This window comes from Pseudomonas flavocrustae (assembly GCF_029872515.1).
Lineage (GTDB): Bacteria > Pseudomonadota > Gammaproteobacteria > Pseudomonadales > Pseudomonadaceae > Chryseomonas > Chryseomonas aestiva.
Genome location: NZ_JAPDIQ010000005.1, coordinates 63,737 through 86,349, shown reverse-complemented (window position 1 = coordinate 86,349; position 22,613 = coordinate 63,737). Strand labels below are relative to the sequence as shown.

Annotated in this window: 24 protein-coding genes; 13 read left to right on the top strand and 11 right to left on the bottom strand. The window is 65.9% G+C overall.

The window, feature by feature from the left end; all coding sequences use genetic code 11:
• Positions 1–48 precede the first annotated feature (48 nt).
• Genes hisI through OMP44_RS12755 form a run of 6 tightly spaced genes read left to right on the top strand, consistent with a single transcriptional unit; the run spans position 49 to position 2,936 of the window.
• Positions 49–450 (top strand): phosphoribosyl-AMP cyclohydrolase, encoded by a 402-nt coding sequence (hisI, locus tag OMP44_RS12780; protein WP_133861506.1) that lies wholly within the window; start codon positions 49–51, stop codon positions 448–450.
• Positions 443–775 carry a phosphoribosyl-ATP diphosphatase gene (locus OMP44_RS12775; RefSeq protein WP_007161606.1) on the top strand — a complete coding sequence of 111 codons (333 nt, stop codon included), beginning with the start codon at positions 443–445 and terminating at the stop codon, positions 773–775. The genes hisI and OMP44_RS12775 overlap by 8 nt, the downstream gene beginning before the upstream one ends.
• Positions 776–802: 27 nt before the next feature.
• Positions 803–1,069, top strand: a complete 267-nt coding sequence (locus tag OMP44_RS12770) for a twin-arginine translocase TatA/TatE family subunit (RefSeq protein ID WP_059230854.1) — start codon at positions 803–805, stop codon at positions 1,067–1,069.
• A gap of 9 nt (positions 1,070–1,078) precedes the next feature.
• Positions 1,079–1,435 carry a Sec-independent protein translocase protein TatB gene (gene tatB, locus OMP44_RS12765; RefSeq protein ID WP_208693831.1) on the top strand — a complete coding sequence of 119 codons (357 nt, stop codon included), beginning with the start codon at positions 1,079–1,081 and terminating at the stop codon, positions 1,433–1,435.
• Complete coding sequence (tatC, locus tag OMP44_RS12760) at positions 1,432–2,229, top strand: twin-arginine translocase subunit TatC (protein WP_187980386.1); 798 nt, start codon at positions 1,432–1,434, stop codon at positions 2,227–2,229. The genes tatB and tatC overlap by 4 nt, the downstream gene beginning before the upstream one ends.
• The gene (locus OMP44_RS12755) at positions 2,226–2,936 is read left to right on the top strand and encodes a 16S rRNA (uracil(1498)-N(3))-methyltransferase (RefSeq protein ID WP_280308642.1); all 711 of its coding nucleotides are present in this window, start codon (positions 2,226–2,228) and stop codon (positions 2,934–2,936) included. Before tatC ends, OMP44_RS12755 begins: the two co-directional genes overlap by 4 nt.
• Positions 2,937–3,006: 70 nt before the next feature.
• Here the strand turns inward: OMP44_RS12755 and mdoH are convergent, their stop codons facing one another.
• The 4 genes from mdoH to pip form a co-directional block, all read right to left on the bottom strand.
• Positions 3,007–5,604, bottom strand: a complete 2,598-nt coding sequence (gene mdoH / locus OMP44_RS12750) for a glucans biosynthesis glucosyltransferase MdoH (protein WP_280308640.1) — start codon at positions 5,602–5,604, stop codon at positions 3,007–3,009.
• Positions 5,597–7,117, bottom strand: coding sequence for a glucan biosynthesis protein G (locus OMP44_RS12745; RefSeq protein ID WP_178121676.1), 1,521 nt, complete (start codon positions 7,115–7,117; stop codon positions 5,597–5,599). The genes mdoH and OMP44_RS12745 overlap by 8 nt, the downstream gene beginning before the upstream one ends.
• Positions 7,118–7,330: 213 nt before the next feature.
• Positions 7,331–7,768 (bottom strand): D-aminoacyl-tRNA deacylase, encoded by a 438-nt coding sequence (gene dtd / locus OMP44_RS12740; protein ID WP_187980389.1) that lies wholly within the window; start codon positions 7,766–7,768, stop codon positions 7,331–7,333.
• Positions 7,765–8,730, bottom strand: coding sequence for a prolyl aminopeptidase (gene pip / locus OMP44_RS12735; RefSeq protein ID WP_187980390.1), 966 nt, complete (start codon positions 8,728–8,730; stop codon positions 7,765–7,767). Before pip ends, dtd begins: the two co-directional genes overlap by 4 nt.
• Before the next feature lie 131 nt (positions 8,731–8,861).
• Between pip and OMP44_RS12730 the strand changes: the two genes are divergently transcribed.
• A complete protein-coding gene (locus OMP44_RS12730) occupies positions 8,862–9,665 on the top strand; it encodes a cysteine hydrolase family protein (RefSeq protein WP_187980391.1) in 804 nt (267 codons plus the stop codon).
• A gap of 17 nt (positions 9,666–9,682) precedes the next feature.
• Here OMP44_RS12730 and OMP44_RS12725 read toward each other — a convergent pair whose 3' ends face one another.
• From OMP44_RS12725 to OMP44_RS12695, 7 genes are all read right to left on the bottom strand, one after another.
• Positions 9,683–10,177, bottom strand: coding sequence for a YbhB/YbcL family Raf kinase inhibitor-like protein (locus OMP44_RS12725; protein ID WP_252977208.1), 495 nt, complete (start codon positions 10,175–10,177; stop codon positions 9,683–9,685).
• A 17-nt stretch (positions 10,178–10,194) separates the two neighbouring features.
• A complete protein-coding gene (locus OMP44_RS12720; protein WP_133861517.1) occupies positions 10,195–10,758 on the bottom strand; it encodes a lipocalin family protein in 564 nt (187 codons plus the stop codon).
• Positions 10,755–11,009, bottom strand: a complete 255-nt coding sequence (locus OMP44_RS12715) for a hypothetical protein (protein WP_133861518.1) — start codon at positions 11,007–11,009, stop codon at positions 10,755–10,757. Before OMP44_RS12715 ends, OMP44_RS12720 begins: the two co-directional genes overlap by 4 nt.
• A 207-nt stretch (positions 11,010–11,216) precedes the next feature.
• On the bottom strand, positions 11,217–13,130 hold the full coding sequence (speA, locus tag OMP44_RS12710) for an arginine decarboxylase (RefSeq protein WP_133861519.1): 1,914 nt from the start codon (positions 13,128–13,130) through the stop codon (positions 11,217–11,219).
• A gap of 86 nt (positions 13,131–13,216) precedes the next feature.
• Positions 13,217–13,561 carry a translation initiation factor Sui1 gene (locus OMP44_RS12705; RefSeq protein ID WP_280309015.1) on the bottom strand — a complete coding sequence of 115 codons (345 nt, stop codon included), beginning with the start codon at positions 13,559–13,561 and terminating at the stop codon, positions 13,217–13,219.
• Between the two features lie 143 nt (positions 13,562–13,704).
• Complete coding sequence (locus tag OMP44_RS12700) at positions 13,705–14,256, bottom strand: NUDIX hydrolase (RefSeq protein ID WP_280308635.1); 552 nt, start codon at positions 14,254–14,256, stop codon at positions 13,705–13,707.
• Positions 14,256–15,272, bottom strand: a complete 1,017-nt coding sequence (locus OMP44_RS12695; protein WP_133861522.1) for a DUF2333 family protein — start codon at positions 15,270–15,272, stop codon at positions 14,256–14,258. The genes OMP44_RS12700 and OMP44_RS12695 overlap by 1 nt, the downstream gene beginning before the upstream one ends.
• Positions 15,273–15,540: 268 nt before the next feature.
• On the opposite strand from OMP44_RS12695, the gene OMP44_RS12690 reads away from it, so the two are divergent.
• The 6 genes from OMP44_RS12690 (at position 15,541) to prmA (ending at position 22,532) form a co-directional block, all read left to right on the top strand.
• Positions 15,541–17,154, top strand: coding sequence for a response regulator (locus tag OMP44_RS12690; protein ID WP_133861523.1), 1,614 nt, complete (start codon positions 15,541–15,543; stop codon positions 17,152–17,154).
• Positions 17,155–17,210: 56 nt separating this feature from the next.
• Positions 17,211–18,974, top strand: coding sequence for a protein-disulfide reductase DsbD (dsbD, locus tag OMP44_RS12685; RefSeq protein ID WP_280308632.1), 1,764 nt, complete (start codon positions 17,211–17,213; stop codon positions 18,972–18,974).
• A 116-nt stretch (positions 18,975–19,090) separates the two neighbouring features.
• On the top strand, positions 19,091–19,537 hold the full coding sequence (gene aroQ / locus OMP44_RS12680) for a type II 3-dehydroquinate dehydratase (RefSeq protein WP_017641056.1): 447 nt from the start codon (positions 19,091–19,093) through the stop codon (positions 19,535–19,537).
• Positions 19,538–19,590: 53 nt separating this feature from the next.
• A complete protein-coding gene (gene accB, locus OMP44_RS12675; RefSeq protein WP_187980397.1) occupies positions 19,591–20,055 on the top strand; it encodes an acetyl-CoA carboxylase biotin carboxyl carrier protein in 465 nt (154 codons plus the stop codon).
• Between the two features lie 16 nt (positions 20,056–20,071).
• On the top strand, positions 20,072–21,418 hold the full coding sequence (gene accC, locus OMP44_RS12670; protein WP_187980398.1) for an acetyl-CoA carboxylase biotin carboxylase subunit: 1,347 nt from the start codon (positions 20,072–20,074) through the stop codon (positions 21,416–21,418).
• 238 nt (positions 21,419–21,656) lie between these two features.
• Positions 21,657–22,532, top strand: coding sequence for a 50S ribosomal protein L11 methyltransferase (gene prmA / locus OMP44_RS12665; protein ID WP_158890978.1), 876 nt, complete (start codon positions 21,657–21,659; stop codon positions 22,530–22,532).
• Positions 22,533–22,613 lie beyond the last annotated feature (81 nt).

The window sequence follows — 22,613 nt, the reverse complement described above, 5'->3', positions numbered from 1 at the left end:
ATTTTCGGACAGAGCCCAGTACCCTAATTCGTAGTATTGAACAGACTCATGAGCGACTGGTTAGACGAGATCCACTGGAACAGCGACGGCTTGGTACCGGCTATCGCCCAGGACCCCACCTCGGGGCGCATCCTGATGATGGCCTGGATGAACCGCGAATCCCTGGCCCTGACCGCCGCCGAAGGCCGTGCGGTCTACTGGTCGCGCTCGCGCAACCGCCTGTGGCGCAAGGGCGAGGAGTCCGGTCACGTACAGCGCGTCATCGAACTGCGCCTGGATTGCGACGCCGACGTGGTGGTGCTGCAGGTGGAGCAACTTGGCGGCATCGCCTGCCACACCGGTCGGGAGAGCTGCTTCTATCGCGTGCTGCGCGATGGCGAGTGGACGACCGTCGACCCGGTGGTCAAGGATCCCCAAGCCATCTATGCCGGAGGGCACGGCCATGACTGACACCCTGGCGCGTCTGGCGCAGGTACTGGAAGAACGCAAGCAGGCCGCCCCGGATTCCTCCTATGTGGCCAGCCTCTATCACAAGGGCCTGAACAAGATCCTGGAAAAGGTCGGCGAAGAAAGCGTCGAGACCATTCTCGCGGCGAAAGACGCCGCCATCAGCCAGCAGTACGACGACGTCATCTACGAGACCGCCGACCTCTGGTTCCACAGCCTGATCATGCTCTCGGCCCTCGGCCAGCATCCCCAGGCCGTGCTGGACGAACTGGATCGTCGTTTCGGCCTCTCCGGGCACGCCGAAAAGGCCGCCCGCACTCAATCCTGACCCCAAGCTTCGCAACGAGGAAAGACCATGGGTATCTTCGACTGGAAACACTGGATCGTCATCCTGCTCGTCGTGGTGATCGTCTTTGGCACCAAACGCCTGAAGCATCTGGGCTCCGACGTGGGCGAGGCCATCAAGGGCTTTCGCAAGGCCATGCACACCGACGAGGACGACAAGGCCGAACAGCCGACGCCTACCACCAGCACGGCCAACCCGAATGCTCCCCTGAATCGCCCCCAGACCTTCGACGCCGAGCACCGCAAGGTCGAAGAGCCGGTGGTACGCAAGGACTAAGGCCCCGCCATGTTCGGAATCAGCTTTCCCGAAATGATGCTGGTGGGGTTCGTCGCCCTGCTGGTGCTGGGCCCGGAACGCCTGCCGGGTGCCGCACGCACCGCGGGGCTGTGGATCGGTCGCCTGAGGCGCAGCTTCAACAGCATCCGCCAGGAAGTGGAGCGCGAGATCGGTGCTGACGAAATTCGCCAGCAATTGCGCAACGAGCATATCCTGTCCATGGAACAGCGCGACAACCGGCCCAAGCCTGCCGCTTCCACGCCGGAAGTCCAGACACCGCCCGCCGCCGCTGCTCCGCCCATGCCCCAGGACGTGGTTGCCGAACGCCCGCAGGATCCGCCCCAGACGCCGCCAAGAGCACCATGAGCGACAAGCCCTCCGAACACGATGACCAGGAAATGCCCCTGGTCTCGCACCTCACCGAATTGCGCACCCGTATCCTCAGATGCGTGCTGGCGACCTTTCTGATCTTCCTCGGCCTGTTCTACTTCGCCCAGAAGATCTATGCCTTCGCTTCCGAGCCGATCCGCCGCGTCCTTCCCGAAGGCGCGACCATGATCTCCACGGACGTCACCTCGCCGTTCCTCGCACCCTTCAAGCTGACCCTGGTGGTGTCGCTGTTCATCGCCATGCCGGTGATCCTGCACCAGGTCTGGGGCTTCATCGCGCCGGGTCTTTATCGTCACGAGAAGAAGGTCGCCATCCCGCTGTTGATCTCCAGCATCGTGCTGTTCTACACCGGCATGGCCTTCGCCTACTTCCTGGTGTTCCCGATCATCTTCCACTTCTTCAGCAGCATCACGCCGGAAGGCGCTGTGATGATGCCGGATCTGAATGCCTACCTGGACTTCATCCTGACGCTGTTCTTCGCCTTTGGCGTGGCCTTCGAGATTCCGGTGGCCACCGTGCTGCTGATCTGGATCGGCGTGGTCGACGTCGCCTACCTGAAGAAGATCCGCCCCTACGTCATCATCGGCTGCTTCGTGGTCGGCATGATCCTGACCCCGCCGGATGTCTTCTCCCAGACCATGCTGGCCGTGCCCATGTGGCTGCTGTTCGAGATCGGCCTGCTGTTCGGTCGCTTCGTGCAGAAGCGCGAGCGCCCGCTCAGCGACGAAGATGCCAGTCCCGACGTCCAGCCGCCCGCCGAACGCCCGTGAATCTGATCCTGCTCGAGGCGGCCGACTTCACGGCCGCTGACCGGGTCGTGCTGCGCGATCCGCGCCGTCTCGCCCATCTGCGCGAGGTCCACCAGGCGGCCGCCGGCGACCGGATGCGCGTTGGCCTGCTGAACGGCCTGATGGGTACCGGCCACATCGAATCCCTCGATGCCGGCCAGGCCTGCCTGATCGTCACCCTCGATCAGCCGCCGCCGGCCAAGCTGCCGCTCACCCTGCTGCTGGCCCTGCCCCGCCCCAAGATGCTGCGCCGGGTGTTGCAGACCGTATCCGCCATGGGCGTCGCGCGGCTGGTGCTGCTCAACAGCTATCGCGTGGAAAAGAGCTTCTGGCAGACGCCGTTCCTGGCGCCCGAGGCCATCGAGGAGCAACTGCGCCTGGGGCTGGAGCAGGCCCGGGACACGGTGCTGCCGGAGGTGCTGATCGAAAAGAGATTCAAGCCCTTCGTCGAGGATCGCCTGCCCGCACTCGCCGCCGGCACCCGTGGCCTGGTTGGGCATCCGGGCAGCTATCCAGCCTGCCCTCGCGCGCTCAGCGAGCCCGTGACGCTGGCGATCGGGCCCGAGGGTGGTTGGATACCCTACGAGGTCGAGAAGCTGCAGGAAGCGGGCCTGGCGCCCGTGCAGCTCGGTGAACGCATCCTGCGCGTCGAGAACGCGGTACCCGCCCTCCTCGCCCGCCTGTTCTAGCCGGATCACGGACAAGAAAAAGCCCCGGTGTCTCGCGACACCGGGGCTTTTTCGCTGGCGGAGCGCCTCCTCAGGAGGCGGGTCGCGGGGTCATGCTGGCCGGACTGGCCGCGGCATCCGCCGCCGAATCGCTGTGGGAGCGCGGCCGCAGGGTGGCATAGGCCTCCCGCCAGTTGCGGTGCTCCTCGGCCTTCCACACCTGCAGGTGCAGTTGCGCCATGCCGTCCGGATCGCTGAGCAGGCGCCACTGGTCGTCGCCCTTGGTCTTCTCGGGACCGGCGGCCAGGACCCGCGCCACCCGCTCTTCGCGCAGCCGGCGGGCCGGCTCCACCACCTTGCCGTGGCGACCGCGGGCCATGCCGATGGCCAGGGCATTGAGCACCGGATCGACAGTGGCGCGCAGGAAGCCCTTGGTCAGGGCGTTGCGGTTGTTCAGGTGCAGGTACTCGTCGGTCGCCACCAGTTCGCGCGGCGGTGCGTACTCTTCCGGGATCAGGAACAGATGATGACGACGACTGCCCAGCCCCAGGTTGGTCCGACTGGAGATCACCGATACCGGCGCCGACAGGATCAGCGACACCACGATGGGCGACAGCCACCAGAGGAAGCGCGGGTCCAGCCAGGCCACGCCGGCGGTCCAGATCAGGCCGAGCAGCATCTGCGAACCATGGCGGCGGAAGGCTTCGCTCCAGGGCGTGTCGTTGTCGTCACGCTGGGGCGAATTCCACTGCACCGACCAGCCAAGGAAAGCGGCGGTCACGAACACCGTGTGGAAGAGCATCCGCACCGGTGCCAGCAGCACCGAGAAGAGCATCTCCAGCATCATGGAGAGGAACAGCCGCAACCCACCGCCAAACTCCTTCGCGCCCTTGGCGATGATCAGCACCACGCTGAGCAGCTTGGGCAGGAACAGCAGGATCAGGGTGGTGGAGAACAGGGCTATGGCCTGCTCCGGATGCCACTGGGGCCAGACCGGAAACAGCTGGCGGGGCTGGAAGAAGTACTGGGGTTCCAGCAGCTTGTGGATCGCCAGCAGCGCCGTGGACAGCACCAGGAAGAGGAACCACAGCGGCGCCGACAGGTAGGACATCACCCCGGTGAGGAACACCGCGCGGTGCACCGGGTGCATGCCCTTGACCAGGAACAGCCGGAAGTTCATCAGGTTGCCATGGCACCAGCGGCGGTCACGCTTGAGTTCGTCCAGCAGGTTGGGCGGCAGTTCTTCGTAGCTACCCGGCAGGTCGTAGGCGATCCACACGCCCCAGCCGGAGCGCCGCATCAGGGCGGCTTCGACGAAGTCGTGGGAGAGAATCGCACCGGCGAACGAACCCGTGCCCGGCAGTGGAGCCAGGGCGCAATGGTCGATGAACGGCTTGACCCGGATGATGGCGTTGTGGCCCCAGTAGTGGGATTCACCGAGTTGCCAGAAGTGCAGGCCGGCGGTGAACAGCGGTCCGTACACCCGGGTGGCGAACTGCTGCAGACGCGCGTACAGGGTATCCATGCCGGACGCCTTGGGCGCGGTCTGGATGATGCCGGCACGGGGATTGGCTTCCATCAGCCGGACCAGGCTGGACAGGCATTCGCCACTCATCACGCTGTCGGCGTCGAGCACCACCATGTACTTGTACTGGCTGCCCCAGCGACGGCAGAAGTCGTCGATGTTGCCGCTCTTACGCTTCACCCGACGGCGGCGGCGACGATAGAAGATGTGTCCGAAGCCGCCGACCTCGCGGCACAGCTCCAGCCAGGCCTTCTCTTCGGCCACGCATTTGTCGGGGTCGTTGCTGTCGCTGAGGATGAAGAAATCGAAGTGCTCCAGCTCGCCGCTGGCGCGGACCGACTCGTAGGTCGCGCGCAGACCAGCAAAGACCCGCGGCACGTCTTCGTTGGCGATGGGCATCACCAGGGCGGTACGCGACTGGGGATCGATCGGCTCGGTGCCGGTGGAGCTGGCCGAGATGCTGTACTTGTCACGTCCGCTGAGCAGTTGCCAGAAGCCCATCAGGGCGGTCCAGAAACCGGCGGAGACCCAGCAGAACAGCAGGGCGAAGAGCAACAGGATGCTGGTCTGCACCACATAGGGCAGCACCTGGCGGATGGACTCGCCCCAGCCCTGGCGGTAGACCTCGCTAAGATCGACCAGCGCCCAGCCCTGATAGGGCAGCACGGCCTTCATGTACCAGGTGGCGATGCCGGTCTGCACCAGCATCAGGATGAGCAGGATGAAGCGCCGGAAGGAACCCACCTTGCGCCAGTGCGCATGGGCATCGGCTTCGGGATCGGGCTGCCAGCGACTGTGGTCCTTGCGGCCGAGCAGACGCTTCCAGCTCCGCGCCACGGGATTGGTGCGCCAGGGATCGGGCACCATCATGGAGCGGGTCATGGGCGGGGTGGCCTTGATGAAGACACGCCCCTGGGCATCGCTGCCCAGCAGCTCGCCGTCGTCCAGCGTCTCGTCCCAACCGGCGGCCAGACGCGCCTCGGTGGAGGCGATCACCGCGTCGGCGCCCTGGGCGCCCTCGCCGCGGGCACCGGCCAGTTGCCGGTGCAGCGACTCGACATCGGTCGTCTGGTCCAGCGCCTGCCGCTGCCCGGTGGGCAACGGCAGGTGTTCGAGGTAGTCGCCAGTGGCGGCGACCGAGGTATCGCGGGTGGTGTTATTCATTGGCAGGTAGCTGGTAAGTCCAGGTTTCGCTGAGCGGTTTGTCACCCTGGGCGAGGTTGGCGCGCATTTCCACCGGCTTGGTCTGATCCTTGACCTTGAGTCTCAAGGTCAGGCGATAGCCCTTGGTAACCGGGTTGTAGCGCACAGAGTTCTCGACCAGTTCACCGTTGGCGTCCAGGCTGACCTGGGAGCCGACCTGCGAATCCTCGGGCAGATCGTCGAGATTCGGCCCTTCGAAATCGATGATGTAGGCCAGGCTGCCATCGGTCTGACGGACCAGGTTGGACTGCCGCACATCGCCGGTGGACAGGCGCGTCTGAGCGACCCAGGCCAGGTCCTTGGTGTGCAGGTTGGGTTCGTCGGTGGTGAAGTGCAGGCGATAGCTGACATCGATCGGCTGGCCCTTCTCCGGCAGGGTGTCCGGCGTCCAGAAGGCCACGATGTTGTCGTTGGTCTCGTCCGGGGTGGGGATTTCCACCAGTTCGACATGACCCTTGCCCCAGTCGCCCTTGGGCTCGACCCAGCCACTGGGACGCTTGTCGTAACGCTCGTCCAGATCCTGGTACTTGTAGAACTCGTGACCGCGCTGCAGCAGACCGAAACCGCGCGGATTCTCGATGGTGTAGGTGCTGACCGAGAGCCGACGCGGGTTGTTCAGCGGACGCCACAGCCACTCGCCGTTGCCGGCGTGGATCGCCAGGCCATTGGAGTCGTGCAGGGCCGGACGATAGTTGACCTGGGCGCTCGGCTGGTTGGGACCGAACAGGTACATGCTGGTCAGCGGCGCGATGCCGAGCTTGTTGACGTTGTCGCGCAGGAACACCTTGGCTTCGACGTCGACGGTGCTGTCCTTGCCAGGCGTCAGCACGAAGCGATAGGCACCGGTGGCCCGCGGCGAATCGAGCAGTGCATAGATCACCAGGTTGCGACGATCCGACTGGGGTTGTTCGACCCAGAACTCGGTGAAGCGCGGGAACTCCTCGCCGGACGGCAGGGCGGTGTCGATGGCCAGACCACGGGCGGACAGGCCATAGACCTGGTTCTTGCCGATCACGCGGAAATAGCTGGCGCCGAGCATGGTCATCAGCTCGTCATGCTTGTCCGCCTTGTTCAGCGGATAGAGCACCTTGAATCCGGCGAAGCCGAGATCCTTGAGCTGGGCCTGATCGATCTGCAGATTGCCGAAGTTGAACATCGAGGGATCGTATTTGATCTCTTCGACGTTGTTGGCGGTGACCTCGTTGATCTTCACCGGCACGCTGTAGTGCATGCCCTCGTGATAGAAATTCAGCCGGAAGGGCGTCTTGGCGTCCTTCCAGTAGGCCTTGTCCTGATTGAAGGTGATCTGCTGATAGTCGGCATACTTCATGCCGCTGAAGGATGCGGGCAGGTTGCTCTTGGGCGCGACGAACTTCTGGCCGGAGAGTTCTTTGGCCTTGGCGGCCACGTCGTCCAGGCTGAAGGCCAGGGCCTGGGCACTGAACAGACCCAGTGCGACGGAGAGCCCGATCAGGGCGAAGCCCTGCTTGCCCGGCTTAACTTTGGAATGAGATAACACGCAGCCTCCTAAATCAGCGTACGAATACGTTTGGCGACGGGTAGTCGCGAAACGGATAGGCAGTGGTCCGACTCCCTCGGGGGTCAATGATTCCCCAGTTGGACGACCGTTCAAACTCGAACTGCGCAATCATAGACACTTGGCAGGGCGCTGTAAGGGGCGCCCTCACTAAATCGACAATAAAAATGTCACCGGTCCGTCGTTGACCAGGGAAACCTGCATGTCCGCACCGAAACGCCCGGTCTGGACCTCGGGCTGGAGATCACGGGCGAGGCCCACCAGGTGACCGAACAGCCGTTCGCCTTGGGCCGGAGGCGCGGCGGTGGAAAAGCTCGGCCGCCGCCCGCTGCGGGTATCGGCAGCGAGGGTGAACTGGGAGACCAGCAGCAGACCGCCGCCGACATCCTGCAGGGATAGATTCATGCGCTGTTCGCCGTCGGCGAATACCCGGTATTCCAGCAGCCGCTTGAGCATCCGAGCACAGGCCGCTTCGTCATCCGCGGGTTCGATGCCGACAAAGACCAGCAGCCCCGGGCCTATGGCGCCGACCGTCTCTCCCTCCACCTCGACGCTGGCGCTGATGACCCTTTGCAGCAGCGCCTTCACTCGGCCTCCTGGGGCAGATCGAGCAGTTCACGGGCGATCTGGTCGGTCGCCCGCACCAGGGCGTCGCAGATACCGGGCTCGCTGGCCGCATGACCGGCGTCGCGGATGATCTGCAATTCGCTGCCCGGCCAGGCGTGGTGCAGGGCCCAGGCATTGTCCAGGGGACAGACCATGTCATAGCGGCCGTGCACGATTACCGCCGGGATATGGGCGATCCTGGGCATGTCGCGCAAGAGCTGGTCGGGTTCGAGAAAGGCAGCGTTGATGAAGTAGTGGCACTCGATACGGGCAATGGCCAGGGCATGCTCGCTGAATTTCTCCAGCACGTCGGGATTGGGCCTCAGGGTCACCGTACGGCCCTCCCAGCAGGACCAGGCGCGGGCGGCGGACATCTGCGCCAGTTCGTCCGGGCCGGTCAGGCGGCGATAGTAGGCTTGAATGAGATTGCCGCGTTCTTCCTCGGCGATGGGATGCAGATAGTCCTGCCAGAAGTCGGGAAAGAGTCGGCTCGCGCCTTCCTGGTAGAACCAGTGCAGATCCACCGGGCGGCAGAGAAAGATGCCGCGCAGGACCATGGCCTTGACCCGCTCGGGATGGCGCTGGGCATAAGCCAGGGCCAGGGTGGAGCCCCAGGAGCCGCCGAACAGTACCCACTGCTCGATGCCCAGGTGCTCGCGCAGGCGCTCGATGTCCTCGACCAGGTGCCAGGTGGTGTTGTTCTCCAGGCTGGCATAGGGGATGGAGCGACCACAGCCGCGCTGATCGAAGGTGACGATGCGATAGAGATTGGGATCGAAGAAGCGCCGGCTCAGGCGATCGCATCCGGAGCCGGGTCCGCCATGGATGAACAGCACCGGCAGACCATCCGGCGAGCCACTTTCGTCGGCATAGAGCACATGGGGGGCTTCGACGGCCAGCTCGTGGCGGGCGTAAGGCTTGATTTCCGGGTACAGATTCAGCATGTCGCGCTCCGCGGGGCAGGGTCGGCCCCTTCATCATAGACCTGCACCTTACCGGGTTTCCACGCTGCCCGGGCTTGCCTCGCGTCCAGCGGCGCCCGCACCATCGACAGCCCGTCACCAAGGAGATCGCCATGCCCCATGCCAAGCTGCACTTGCTGCTGATCGATCCGCAAAACGATTTCTGCGACCTGCCGGGGGCAGCCCTGCCGGTGCCCGGCGCAGTAGCCGGGCTGCAGCGTGTCGCCGCCCTGATCGAACGCCTGGGTGCCCGACTCACCGCGGTCCGGGTGACCCTGGATTCCCACCAGCCGCTGCACATCGCCCACCCGCACGGCTGGCAGGATGCCCGGGGCGGGCCGCCGGCGCCCTTTACCCAGATCAGCGCGGACGACGTGGCCAGCGGTCGCTGGCAGACCCGCGATCCGGCCGAGCACACCCGTGCGCTGGCCTATGTGCAGGCCCTGGAGGCCGGGGGTCGCTATCGCCTGGTGATCTGGCCGGAGCACTGCCTGGTGGGTGGCTGGGGCCATGGCGTACACCAGGATGTGCACCAGGCGCTCAATGGCTGGGGACGGCAGCAGGGACGCCTGGTGGAATTCATCGCCAAGGGCGGCAATCCCCACACCGAACATTATTCGGCCCTGCGCGCCGAGGTCCTGGATCCGGCGGACCCGGGCACTGTAGTGGACGCCGGACTGATCGCCCGGTTGCAGTCCGCCGACACCCTGCTGGTGGCGGGCGAGGCGCTGTCACACTGCGTGGCCAGTACCCTGCGCGATCTGCTGGAATACTGGCCGCGGGAGCGGCGCCAGGACCTGGTGCTGCTCACCGACTGCAGTCATTCGGTGCCGGGCTTCGAAGCCCAGGGCGAGGCGTTCCTGGCCGAGATGCGTGCGGCAGGCATCCGTCTGGCGATCTCGACGGACGAGTTCTAGCCCGTCCGCCCGCTGCCTCACTTGATCTCGTAGAGACCGGTGTAGGTGGCCGAAGCCAGCTGGTTGAGGTGGATCATGAAGCGGCCGACCGCATTGGTGGCGTCCGCCGGCACCGGCAGCTGATCGACCTTGAGCGCATGCAACTGGAAGATATAGCGGTGCGGCTTGTCGCCCTTGGGCGGCGCCGCGCCACCAAAGCCACGGGTGCCGTAGTCGTTGATCAGCTGCAGCGCACCTGCGGGCAGGCCCGAACCATCGGCGCGACCGGCGTCTTCCGCCAGACCCCGGGTGCCGACCGGGATGTTGACCACCACCCAGTGCCAGAAACCGCTACCGGTAGGGGCATCGGGATCGTAAACGGTCAGCGCGAGGCTCTTGGTATCGGCGGGTAGATCGGCCCACTGCAAGGCGGGCGAGATGTTCTCTCCGTGGGCGCCGAAATCGGCCACGTCGAATTCGTGGCGCTTGGGCATGAAGGCGTTATCGGAAAAGGCGTCGGTCCAGAGTTTCACGGGGGTGCTCCTGAGGCCTAGGGCATGTGGGCGTCGGTCTCGCGCCAGACCAGACGATTGAGGTTGTAGCCTTTCTCGCGGGCGATACGCAGCAGCTTCTCGCTCTGCGCCGAGGAAATCTCGGGCTTGCGCGCCAGCAACCAGAGGTACTTGCGATCCGGGCTGCCGACCAGGGCGGTCTTGTAGTCGTCATCGACATAGAGGATCCAGTAGGGTCCCTTGGCCACATTGGGCAGCACGCCACTGAACCAGGTGTCGAAACGCACTTCCAGGCGATCGGTCACGCCCGGCTTGATCGGGGTGGCGGTACCCGTGGCTTCCTGGACCTTGCCGTCCAGGGTGCGGCAGCGATTGAACACGGCCACCGAGCCATCGGCCATGACGTGATAGTTGGCGTCGGACTGGGCGCACTTGCGCTGGAAGAACATCGGCAGCCGCGCGACCTCGTACCATTGGCCCTGGTAACGCTGCAGATCGACATTGCCCGCGGTGAGCGGCGGGACCTCGCGCGGACCGCTGGCGCAGGCCGCTAGCAGTCCGGCGGCGCCCGCCAGCAGTAGAATCTTGGTAGAGGTTTTCATCGCAGACCCTGCCCGGCGAACATCGCCACCTTGTCGTTGAGATACTGCACGCTGATGAAGGAGCCGCGATCGCCCCAGGTACAGGTGGTGACGCCCAGGGCGCCCGCGCATTCCGTGGGTGCACCCAGGACCTGCTCCACCTCGGCCTTGGTCTGGCCGGCCTTGAGCCGGGAATAGTTTTCCTGATTGACCTTGCCGCAGCCGGCCAGCAGCAGACCGCCCACCAACAACAGCGCCATGCGCCCCTTCATAACTGCCTCCTCTCATCCTGACGGCAAGGCTATAGAGCCCGCCCCGCCGCCAGGGTTCGCTTCGTCAGAAGCTGTTCACGATCTCGCGAGCTAGAGCCAAGCAAGACGAAAATGCCGGAGAAAGCGGAATTTACAGATAGTAAATGAGCATTTCGAAGGCATTTTCAACGCCGCTTGGCCGACGCGCAGCAGATCGTGAGCGGCTTCTTAGCTGGCGAGATAGGAGGAACGGGTCAGGCCCAGGCGCATGGCGTCGAGGAACTGGGTGCGTTCGCGCGCGGTGAGGCGCGCGCTGGCGACCTTGTCGCGGTAGTAGGTCATCAGTTCCTCGGGCGAGAGGTGCACGTACCTGAGCATGTCCTCGATGGTGTCGTGGGTCTCGATGCCGCCGTGGCGCACGCTGCCGTCGGCGTCCTGGTAGACGTTCACCGAGTCGGTGTCACCGAACAGGTTGTGCATGTCGCCGAGGATCTCCTGATAGGCGCCCACCAGGAACACCGCCAGCAGATAGTCCTCGCCTTCGCGCACCTCGTGCACCGGCAGGCTGGTCTCGATGCTCTGCTCGTCGACGTACTGCTTGATCTTGCCGTCCGAGTCGCAGGTCAGATCCTGCAGCACGGCACGGCGCACCGGCTCCTCGTCCAGGCGGGTTAGGGGGACGATGGGCAGGATCTGGTCGATGGCCCAGGTATCGGGCAGGCTCTGGAACACCGAGAAGTTGCAGATGTACTTGTCGGCCAGCTTGTCGTTGAGCTCGTCGAGCACCTGGCGATGAGAGCGCTGGCGTGCCTTGAGCTGGTTGTAGAGGCGGCGACAGATGGCGAAGTAGCACTGCTCGGCCAGCGCCTTGTCGCTCAGGCTCAGGGTGCCGGAGGCGTACTGGGCGGCGGCTTCGCTGACGTACTGGGTGGCGCGCCAGTAGGTCTCGGTGACCATTTCCGGATCGGTGTCGCCCAGCAGTTCGGCCAGCCACTGCACCACCTCAGCCTTGCCTTCGAAGCGCTCACTGGCCGGCACGCTGTCGTTGTGGCGCTCGACGTCGGTGACCTGCATCACCAGCATGGCATGGTGCGCGGTCATGGCGCGGCCACTTTCCGAGAAGATGTTGGGATGCGGCAATTCCTGCTGGTCGCAGAATTCCTTGAGCATGCCGACCACGGTACCGGCGTAGTCGTCCATGTCGTAGTTGATCGAGCTGGCGTTGCGCGAATGGGTGCCGTCGTAGTCCACGCCCAGACCGCCACCGACATCGATGTGATCCAGCGGAAGGCCCAGGGCGCGCAGCTCGGCATAGTAGCGGATGGCTTCGCGGAAACCCTGGCGATAGTCGGCCAGGTTGGCGATCTGCGAACCCATGTGGAAATGCAGCAGGCGCACGCCTTGCTCCAGGCCGGCGGCGCGGAAGCGCTCGATCACCGACAGCAACTGAGCCGCGGAGAGACCGAATTTGGACTTCTCGCCACCGGTGTCGGCCCATTTGCTCGACGCCAGGGACGACAGCCGCACCCGCAGGCCGACCTGGGGCGTGACCTTGAGCTCGGCCGCCTCCTCGATCACCAGCGGGACCTCGGACTCCTTCTCGATGACGATGAAGACACTGTGGCCCAGTTTCTGGCCCATCAGCGCCAGGCGAATGAATTCGCGGTCCTTGTAGCCGTTGCAGACGATGGTGCCGCCCTTGGGCGCCAGCGCCAGCACCGCCATCAGCTCCGGCTTGGAACCGGCTTCCAGACCGATGGAGACGTCGCGGGTGGCGATGATGTTTTCCACCACCGCTTCCTGCTGGTTGACCTTGATCGGATAGAGGGCGGTGTAGCGGCCCTGGTAGTCGAGGCGCTCGATGTTGCGATCGAAGGCACCGGTCAGGTGGCGCACCTGGCCCTGGAGAATGTCGGGGAAACGCACCAGCAGCGGCAGCGACAGCCCCGCTTCGCGCAGCTGGCCGACCAGCACATGGAGGTCGATCGGCTGGCCGTCCGGGCCATGGGGGCGGACTTCGACGTTGCCGGCATCGCTGATGGCGAAGTAGCCGGCACCCCAGTGGCGAATACCATAGACGCTGCGGCTGTCCGCCACGGTCCACTGGCTGCCGTCATCTTTGCGCGTGCGTCGTGGGGACATTCGCGGGAATCTCCTGTAGGGAATCTTGCTTTGGATGGACCGCCGCCAGGGGCGGTAAGTTGTACGCGGAGGTTGGAAGGCCTGGCCTAGCCGCCCGACCGCCTGGTCTTGAAGCCGCGTTTTTCGAGTTCGCCGAGCAGCAGGTCGACATGGTCGCCCTGGATCTCGATGACGCCAGCCTTGAGCGCCCCGCCGGTGCCGCAGCGGCGCTTGAGCGCGCTGGCCAGGTCCTTGAGTGCGTCCTCGTCCAGGGGGACGCCGCTGACCGTGGTCACCGTCTTGCCGCCACGGCCCTTGGTCTCGCGCCGGACCCGGGCGATGCCGTCGCCGGTCGGGACCGGTGTCTGGGGTTCTTCCGGGCGAATGCGGCCGACGTCGGTGGAGTACACCAGCCGGCTGAGATCCGCCAGCGACGAGGTTTTCTTGCTCAGGGGACGGTCCTCCCAGTCTGGTTCAGACGCCGGGCGCCTGGAGGAAACCTTGGATACAGCGCCGGCCGGCACGGGCCGCGCTGGTCCGGGGCCGCGCAATGTAGCAGCATCGCCCACGGATGCTAAGGCGCGAATGCGAGAAATTAAGGCAGGGATGCGACATCTGCCCGGCTGATGACCAGGCGCAGGGCCTCCAGCGAATCCGGGCAATAGGGCTGCTGACGAGCCTCGGCGAGAATCGCCGCCGGAGCCAGGAAGCGGGCCTCCAGTACCTCTTCCGGCTGCAGCCGCAGCGGGCCGTTCCAGTGGGCGCTGAACACGCCGCCCCAGAGGCGATTGCCCGGCTCCTCGAAATAGAAGGTGCCGTGCTCGCGCAGGGGGACGCCGCTGACCCCCAGTTCCTCGGCCAGCTCCCGGGCCGCCGACTGCGCATAGCTCTCGCCCGGCGCCACCATGCCGCCGGCGGCCACGTCCCAGTAGCCCGGGTAGAGCGCCTTGCTCAGGGTGCGCCGGTGCACGCAGAATTCGCCGCGGTCATTGAACAGCAGGATGAAGGTGCAGCGACCGATCAGGCCGCGGGCACGCAATTCCGCCCGTGGCACCTCACCCTGGATGCGGTCGTCGCGATCGACCCACACCACTAGCTCCCGGTCGGAGGCGGCGCGATGCGCCGCTTCGCGAGCATCCGGTGTCATCAGCCCTGTTCCAGCAACTGGCGCAGGTCGATGATCGCGGCGTTGGCGCGGGAGATGTAGTTGGCGATCACCAGCGAATGGTTGGCCAGGATGCCGAAGCCGCTGCCGTTGAGGATCATCGGACTCCAGACCGGCTGCTGGGCCGCTTCCAGTTCGCGGATGATCTCGCGCACGTTCACCGTGGCGTTCTTCTTGGCCAGGGTGTCGGCGAAGTCCACCTCGATGGCGCGCAGGATGTGCGACAGCGCCCAGGCCTGACCGCGGGCCTCGTAGAAGACGTTGTCGATCTGCAGCCAGGGCGTCTCGACGCGCTGCTCGTGCACTTCCGGCACCTGGCCGGCGGGAATGTCCTGGTTCGGCCGTACCTCGGCGTCCAGGCGTACCCGGCCGACGCTGGCGGACAGCCGCTGGGACAGCGAACCCAGGCGGGTCTCGACGTCACCCAGCCAGTTGCGCAGGTTGTCCGAGCGCGAATAGAAGTAGGCGGTGGGCTGGCCCTGGGCATTCTGGCCACCCAGGCGCGCCAGGTAGCGATCCAGGGAAGCGATGCCGGCGCGGTATTCCGATTCCGACGAGGGCATGGCCCAGCTGTGGTTGTCGAAGTTGAAGCGCGGCTCGGCCTGAGCCAGGTCGACGTCCTCGGTGGACTGCGACTGGGAACGGGCGAAGTCCTTGCGCAGGGCGCGCGCCAGATCGCGGGTCTGCACCAGCACGCCGTATTCCCAGGACGGCATGTCGTCGAGCCAGAGGCCCGGCGGGAAGATGTCGTTGGAGAGATAGCCGCCCGGCTTGTCCAGCAGGGTGCCGGCCACCTGCTTGAGGGTCTCGACCGTGGTGTAGCCGAGCACCAGCTTGCGGCCACTGGCCGTGGCCGCCTCCTGGGCATGCTGCTGCACCGGGAAGAAATCCGGTTCGCGACTCCAGTACCAGCCTATCGCCAGGGTGACCAGCAGGTAGAGTGCGATCAGCACTGCCACCAGCCGGAGCCATCCCGACCTCAAGTTCCACTCCCGCATGGGCAATTCCTTGCAATGATTTCAAAGATGTTGGCGCTTGGACCCCCACCGGCGACGCCGGTTGCGCCGCCATCGCCGGCAGTGCGGGCACGACGCATCTGGACAGCCGCTTTCGAGACTAGGGTAACAGGCGACGGACGCTACTCCAGAAGCGACCGACAGTGTCCATGCGAGCGGCATAGCCGCCGCTAACCAGGGTACCGCCTCTCCCCTGCCAGCCAGCAATTGGTAGCATAGGGCCACCACCTCAAGAATGACGGAACAATTCGTGAGCGAACCAGATGATCCGAGCCGGGACCGCCTCAAGCTGCACTTCGCGCAACGGGTCATCCACCAGTCGCGTCAGGTGCTGGAGATCTGGCAACGGCTGCAGCGAGACGAGTGGACGGCCGGCAGCCTGGTCGAGCTGACCGACGCCAACGCGCGCCTGCTGCAATATGCCAAGCGCTTCGAGCAGCAGGGCCATGCCGAACTCGCCGAGGCCATCGGTGCCTCCCTGGCCCAGGTCACCGCCAATCGCGGTCGCCTCAACAGCCAGGCCATCACCGAACTCAGCCAGGCCATGCAGAGCCTGTCGCGCACCGGGCTGCGCCAGGGCGACCAGCTGGAGACCACCAGTCTGCCGCCGCTGCGCAAGCCGATCTACATCGCCCTGCTCGACAGCGAGCGCGCCGAGCGGCTGGCGCAGCAGATGGAATACTTCGGCGTCACCATCCAGATCATCCATGGCGCCGACGACTTCCGCGCGATGATGGACAACCGTCACCCGGCGGTCATCGTCATGGACGTGGACTTCGGCGGCGCGGGCGCCGGCATCCAGCTGGCGCTGGAGGCCCAGAGCGGTCTGGAGCGCAAGCTGCCGGTGCTGTTCTACAGCCACCAGGAAGCCGACACCCCCTTCCGCCTGGCCGCGGTGCGCGCCGGCGGTCAGGAGTTCTACACCGGCACCCTGGATTCGGCGCGGCTGCTGGAAAAGATCGAGACCCTCACCCGCACCGTCTACTACGACCCGATCCGCGCCCTGGTGGTAGACGACTCTCGCGCCCAGGCCATGGCCACGGAAATGGCGCTCAACAGCGCCGGGATCGTCACCCGCACCCTGATGCAGCCCGGCGCGGTGATGGCGCACCTGGCCGAATTCGTGCCCGACCTGATCATCCTCGACATGTACATGCCAGAGTGCACCGGCACCGAGCTGGCCAAGGTCATCCGTCAGCACGAACGCTATGTCAGCGTGCCCATCATCTATCTGTCGGCCGAGGACGACCTCGACAAGCAGCTGGACGCCATGAGCGAGGGCGGCGACGACTTCCTCACCAAGCCGATCAAGCCACGCCACCTGATCGCCACGGTGCGCACCCGCGCCGCCCGGGCGCGCAGCCTGCAGGCGCGCATCGTCCAGGACAGCCTCACCGGCCTGTACAACCACACCCACACCCTGCAGCTGCTCGAAGACGCCTGCTTCCGCGCGCGGCGCAGCCAGCGGCCGATCACCTTCGCCATGCTGGACATCGACCACTTCAAGCAGGTCAACGACCACTACGGCCACCCCATGGGCGATCGGGTGATCAAGAGCCTGGCGCTGTTCCTCAAGCAGCGCCTGCGCAAGTCCGACCATATCGGCCGCTATGGCGGCGAGGAATTCGCCATCGTGCTGCCCGATACCGACCTGGCCACCGCCACTCGCCTGATCGACGAGATCCGCCAGCGCTTCGCCGAGATCCACTATCCGGCGCCGCCCAAGGAACTCAGCTGCACCTTCAGTGCCGGCGTGGCGCAACTGCAGCCCGGACAGGAGATGCCCACGCTGGCCAAGCAGGCGGACGAAGCCCTCTATGCCGCCAAGCATGCGGGACGCAATTGCGTGCGCCAGTACGTCTAGCCAGACCAACCGGATGCCTCTGCTATGATCGGCCGCTGCCGATCGCCGAGAAGCCCATGCGTGTCCTGCTGTTCCTGCTCACCCTGCTGCTGACCCTGCCCGCCGCCGCCGGCCTGTTCGATGCGCCGCGCCCGACGGCCGCATTGGGCCTGGACGGTCAGCGTCCCAGTCAGCAATTCCTGCCGGTGGACCAGGCCTTTCGCCTGGAGCAGCGTCGCGACGCCGAGGGCCGCCCTCAGGTGCGCTTCATCATCGCCGAGGGTTATTACCTCTATCGGCAGCGCTTCGCCTTCGACGCCGACCCCGGCCTGCTGACCGCGCCGGTGGCCCTGCCACCTGGCGAGCCCAAGCACGACGAATGGTTCGGCGACGTCCAGGTCTATCACGCCGGCGTCGACATCCCCCTGCCCCTCGCGCCCGACCGCGGCGGCCGGATCCAGGTGACCTACCAGGGCTGCGCCGAACGCGGCCTCTGCTATCCGCCGGAAACCCGCACCCTGACTATCGCCGGCCCCGCGGCCGCCTCCGCGGCGAGCCCGGCGGTCGCCGCCCCGCCCCCTGACCAAGTGGGGTGGAACAGAATCCTGCTGGCCTTCCTCGCCGGCCTGGGACTGACCTTCACCCCCTGCGTCCTGCCGATGCTGCCCATCGTCTCGGCGGTGGTCCTGGCCGGCAAGGCGCGCCCGGGCCGTGGCCTGCTGCTGGCGCTGGCCTACGTGGTGCCCATGGCGCTGAGCTTCGCCGCCCTGGGCGCACTCATGGGCGTCTTTGGCGCCAGTCTCAACCTGCAGGCGCAATTGCAGTCGGCCTGGGTACTGATTCCCTTCGCCGCGCTGTTCGCGCTGTTCGCCCTGGCGATGTTCGGCCTCTTCGAACTGCGCCTGCCGGCGGCCCTGCGCGAGCGCCTGGAACAGCTCGCCAGCGGTACCCGTGGCGGCTCCCTGGGCGGCGCGGCCACCCTCGGCGTGCTCTCCAGCCTGATCGTCTCGCCCTGCGTCTCGGCGCCCCTGGCGGGCCTCCTGCTCTATATCAGCAGCACCGCCGACTGGCTCGGCGGCGGCCTGGCACTGTTCGCCCTGGGCCTGGGCATGGGCGCCCCGCTGATCCTCATCGCCGCCGGCGGCGGCGCCCTGCTGCCACGCAGCGGCGCCTGGCTGGTGGGCATGCGCAATGCGTTCGGCGTACTGCTGCTGGCGGTAGCCCTGTGGCTGCTTGAACGACTCCTTCCGGGCCCCCTGGCGCTGGCGGCCTGGGGCCTGCTGGCCGCCGGGGTCGGGCTGTTCCTCGGCGCCCTGGAATTCGTCCCCAAGCCGCCCTGCCAGCGCCTGTCACAACTGGCGGGCCTGGCCCTGGTGGTCTATGGCGCGGCCGCCGGCATCGGCGCCCTGCGCGGCGCCAGCGACCCCCTGCGGCCGCTGGGCGACGCCGCGGCACCCGCCGTGGCTGCCCGCGCAGAGGTCATGCGCAGCCTGAGCGATCCCGCCGCCCTGGCGAGCAGCCTCGGCAGCGGGCGACCCCTGCTGGTGGACGTCTATGCCGACTGGTGCATCAGCTGCAAGCTGATCGAGCGCGAGGTCTTCGGCAATCCCGAGATCCAGGCGCAATTGCGCGACTTCACGCTGATCCGTTTCGATATGACGCAAAGCACCCGGGAACAGCGCCAGTGGCTGGAGCAGCACGGCCTGTTCGGCCCGCCGGCGATCCTGTTCTACGATGCTAAAGGCCGGGAGCAGGCCAAGGCGCGCATCGCCGGCGAAATCGATGCTGCGGGCTTTCTCGCCCGACTCGACGAAGCAAAAAGGCTTATCACCAGCGATTAAAAGAATTTCGCCCAACGTGCGGGCATTTCCGGCAAACGTCTAGCGACTGGACAGTCACCTCCGGTTGCGGCATAGTCCGCGGCCAATCTGGTTGCGAAATCGCGAGGCAAGTGGCTATGGCGCATCTGCTGGTACTGCACGGGCCCAACCTGAATCTGCTGGGTACCCGCGAGCCGGGCGTCTACGGTGCCACCACCCTGGCCCAGATCAACGCCGACCTCGAAGCCCGCGCCACCGCGGCGGGGCATCGTCTGCAGTCGCTGCAGAGCAACGCCGAACACCTGCTGATCGAACGCATCCACGCCGCGCGCGACGAAGGGGTGGATTTCATCCTGATCAATCCGGCTGCCTTCACCCATACCAGTGTCGCCCTACGTGACGCCTTGCTCGCGGTGAGCATCCCATTCATCGAAGTGCACCTGTCGAACGTGCACAAGCGCGAAGCCTTCCGCCACCACTCCTATTTTTCCGATGTGGCGGTCGGTGTCATCTGCGGGCTCGGCGCCAGTGGCTATCGCCTGGCGCTGGAAGCCGCCTGCGAACAGCTCGCCGCACGCGGCTGAGCGCGACCCAATATCCAGAACATCACCTGAACCCGAGGGGAGAGCCAACGCCAATGGACATCCGTAAAGTCAAGAAACTGATCGAGTTGCTGGAAGAGTCCGGTATCGACGAGCTGGAAATCCGCGAAGGCGAAGAGTCCGTCCGCATCAGCCGCAACACCGGCCGCAACCAGGGCATGCAGACCGTCTACGCCGCCGCTCCCGCGCCGGTCGCCGCGCCGGCCCCGGCTGCCGCTCCGGCCGCTGCTGCGCCGGCTACCGAAGCCGCCGCTCCGCAACTGACCGGTAACGTGGCTCGCTCGCCCATGGTCGGCACCTTCTACCGCGCGTCCTCGCCCACCACTCCGGCCTTCGTCGAAGTCGGCCAGCAGGTGAAGAAAGGCGACATCCTGTGCATCGTCGAAGCCATGAAGATGATGAACCACATCGAAGCCGAAGCCAGCGGCACCATTGGCCAGGTGCTGGTCGAGAACGGTCAGCCCGTCGAATTCGACCAGCCGCTGTTCACCATTGTCTAAGCCCGTGGAGCCCACGATGCTGGAAAAAGTCCTGATCGCCAACCGCGGGGAAATCGCCCTGCGCGTGGTGCGTGCCTGCAAGGAGCTGGGCATCAAGACGGTGGCGGTTCATTCCACCGCCGACCGCGAACTGATGCATCTGTCCCTCGCCGACGAATCGGTGTGCATCGGCCCGGCCCCCTCGCCCCTGTCCTACCTGAACATCCCGGCCATCATCAGTGCCGCGGAAGTCACCGGCGCCACCGCCATCCACCCCGGCTACGGCTTTCTCGCCGAGAACGCCGACTTCGCCGAGCAGGTGGAGCAGTCCGGATTCGCCTTCGTCGGCCCCACCGCCGACGTGATTCGCCTGATGGGCGACAAGGTGTCCGCCAAGAACGCCATGAAGCAGGCCGGCGTGCCCACCGTACCGGGTTCCGACGGCGCCCTGCCGGATGACGAGGCCGAGTGCCTGCGCATCGGCCGCGAAGTCGGCTATCCGGTGATCATCAAGGCCGCCGGTGGCGGTGGTGGTCGCGGCATGCGCGTGGTCGAGGACGAGGCCGAGCTGATCAAGTCGATCAAGCTGACCCAGACCGAAGCCGGCGCCGCCTTTGGCAATTCCATGGTCTACATGGAGAAGTTCCTCGGCAATCCGCGTCACGTGGAAGTCCAGGTGCTCTCCGATGGCCAGGGCAATGCCGTGCATCTCTACGACCGCGATTGCTCGCTGCAGCGCCGGCACCAGAAGGTCATCGAGGAGGCGCCTGCGCCCCAGATCGACGAGAAGGCCCGCGAAGAGGTCCTGGCGCGCTGCGTCAAGGCCTGCATCGACATTGGCTACCGGGGCGCCGGCACCTTCGAGTTCCTCTACGAAGACGGCCGCTTCTACTTCATCGAGATGAACACCCGCGTGCAGGTGGAGCATCCGGTGACCGAGATGATCACTGGCGTCGACATCGTCAAGGAGATGCTCAGCATCGCCGCTGGCAACCCGCTGTCGATCAAGCAGGAAGACATCAAGATCACCGGCCACGCCATCGAGTGCCGGATCAACGCCGAAGACCCCAAGACCTTCATGCCCTCCCCGGGCCTGGTCAAGCACTACCATGCACCGGGCGGCAACGGCGTACGGGTGGATTCGCACCTGTACAGCGGCTACAAGGTTCCGCCGAACTACGATTCGCTGATCGCCAAGCTGATCACCTGGGGCAAGACCCGCGAAGAGGCCATGGCCCGGATGCGCAACGCCCTAGACGAGCTGATCGTCGACGGCATCAAGACCAACGCCGATCTGCATCGGATGCTGACCCGCGACCAGGCCTTCGGCCAGGGCGCGGTGAACATCCACTATCTGGAGAAGAAGCTCGGCATGCGCCACTAAGGACGTGACGGCTGCGCGTCGGCCAGGCTGCGTTGGAAATCGCCTGGATCGCCAGCCCGGCCTAGGCGGCCCCGTCGGAATGCCCATTTACCCTAGGGAGAATGGCCTCCTCGGCGATTTCCGCCTTGCCTGACCTGGCTCGCTCGCCCCGTCGGCTTCTTACCTAGCAAACGGGCTGCCCTCGGGCAGCCCGTTTTCATTTACCCTCCCCGCTTTGACCCGATTCAGGTAGCCCACCATGTCCTGGCTGCAAGTCCGCCTCGCCCTCACGCCCGCCCAGGCGGAAACCTACGAAGACCTCATGCTCGAACTGGGCGCCGTCTCGGTGACCTTCATGGACGCCGAGGACCAGCCGATCTTCGAACCGGATCTCGGCACCACCCCGCTGTGGTCCCAGACCCACCTGCTGGCGCTGTTCGAAGGCGATACCGACGCCGCCGCCCTGGAACAGCGCGTGCAACTGCTGGCCAACGGCCTGACCTACGAGGTGGAGCGCCTGGAAGACCAGGAGTGGGAACGCAGCTGGATGGACAACTTCCAACCCATGCGCTTCGGCCAGCGGCTGTGGATCGTCCCCAGCTGGCACGAGGCCCCGGAACCCGAAGCGGTCAATCTGCTGCTGGATCCGGGCCTGGCCTTTGGCACCGGCACCCATCCCACCACCTCGCTGTGCCTGCAGTGGCTGGACGGCGAACCGGTCGCCGGCCGGCAGGTGCTGGATTTCGGCTGCGGCTCGGGCATCCTCGCCATCGCCGCCCTGCTGCTGGGCGCCGAGCGCGCCGTGGGCACCGACATCGACGTCCAGGCCCTCGAAGCCTCGCGCGAGAACGCCAACCGCAACGGCATCGATCCGGCCCGCTTTCCGCTGTACCTGCCCGCTGATCTGCCAGGCGAGCAGGCCGACGTGGTGGTGGCCAACATCCTCGCCGGTCCGCTGGTCGGCCTGGCCGAGCAGATCACCCGCCTGACCCGCATCGGCGGTCGCCTGGCCCTCTCCGGCATCCTCGCCGAGCAGGCCGAGGACGTCCGCGCCGCCTACGCCGGCTGCTTCGACCTGGAACCCACCGCCACCCTCGACGGTTGGGTGCGCATCAGCGGGACCCGCCGCCGCTGATGCGCAGCGGCGCCACCGGTCCGCTCACCCGGCGGCCCGGTGGAGGCCCTTCTTTCGCCAGGGCCTTCGGGTACACTAGCG

Bases quoted from the DNA above. Each gene is read 5' to 3' on its own strand.
- speA (WP_133861519.1), bottom strand. From the start codon at position 13,130: ATGTCCCCACGACGCACGCGCAAAGATGACGGCAGCCAGTGGACCGTG.
- accC (WP_187980398.1), top strand. From the start codon at position 20,072: ATGCTGGAAAAAGTCCTGATCGCCAACCGCGGGGAAATCGCCCTGCGC.
- OMP44_RS12770 (WP_059230854.1), top strand. From the start codon at position 803: ATGGGTATCTTCGACTGGAAACACTGGATCGTCATCCTGCTCGTCGTG.
- hisI (WP_133861506.1), top strand. From the start codon at position 49: ATGAGCGACTGGTTAGACGAGATCCACTGGAACAGCGACGGCTTGGTA.
- accB (WP_187980397.1), top strand. From the start codon at position 19,591: ATGGACATCCGTAAAGTCAAGAAACTGATCGAGTTGCTGGAAGAGTCC.
- prmA (WP_158890978.1), top strand. From the start codon at position 21,657: ATGTCCTGGCTGCAAGTCCGCCTCGCCCTCACGCCCGCCCAGGCGGAA.
- mdoH (WP_280308640.1), bottom strand. From the start codon at position 5,604: ATGAATAACACCACCCGCGATACCTCGGTCGCCGCCACTGGCGACTAC.
- OMP44_RS12695 (WP_133861522.1), bottom strand. From the start codon at position 15,272: ATGCGGGAGTGGAACTTGAGGTCGGGATGGCTCCGGCTGGTGGCAGTG.
- tatB (WP_208693831.1), top strand. From the start codon at position 1,079: ATGTTCGGAATCAGCTTTCCCGAAATGATGCTGGTGGGGTTCGTCGCC.
- aroQ (WP_017641056.1), top strand. From the start codon at position 19,091: ATGGCGCATCTGCTGGTACTGCACGGGCCCAACCTGAATCTGCTGGGT.
- tatC (WP_187980386.1), top strand. From the start codon at position 1,432: ATGAGCGACAAGCCCTCCGAACACGATGACCAGGAAATGCCCCTGGTC.
- OMP44_RS12715 (WP_133861518.1), bottom strand. From the start codon at position 11,009: ATGAAGGGGCGCATGGCGCTGTTGTTGGTGGGCGGTCTGCTGCTGGCC.
- pip (WP_187980390.1), bottom strand. From the start codon at position 8,730: ATGCTGAATCTGTACCCGGAAATCAAGCCTTACGCCCGCCACGAGCTG.
- OMP44_RS12730 (WP_187980391.1), top strand. From the start codon at position 8,862: ATGCCCCATGCCAAGCTGCACTTGCTGCTGATCGATCCGCAAAACGAT.
- dsbD (WP_280308632.1), top strand. From the start codon at position 17,211: ATGCGTGTCCTGCTGTTCCTGCTCACCCTGCTGCTGACCCTGCCCGCC.
- OMP44_RS12720 (WP_133861517.1), bottom strand. From the start codon at position 10,758: ATGAAAACCTCTACCAAGATTCTACTGCTGGCGGGCGCCGCCGGACTG.
- OMP44_RS12775 (WP_007161606.1), top strand. From the start codon at position 443: ATGACTGACACCCTGGCGCGTCTGGCGCAGGTACTGGAAGAACGCAAG.
- OMP44_RS12700 (WP_280308635.1), bottom strand. From the start codon at position 14,256: ATGACACCGGATGCTCGCGAAGCGGCGCATCGCGCCGCCTCCGACCGG.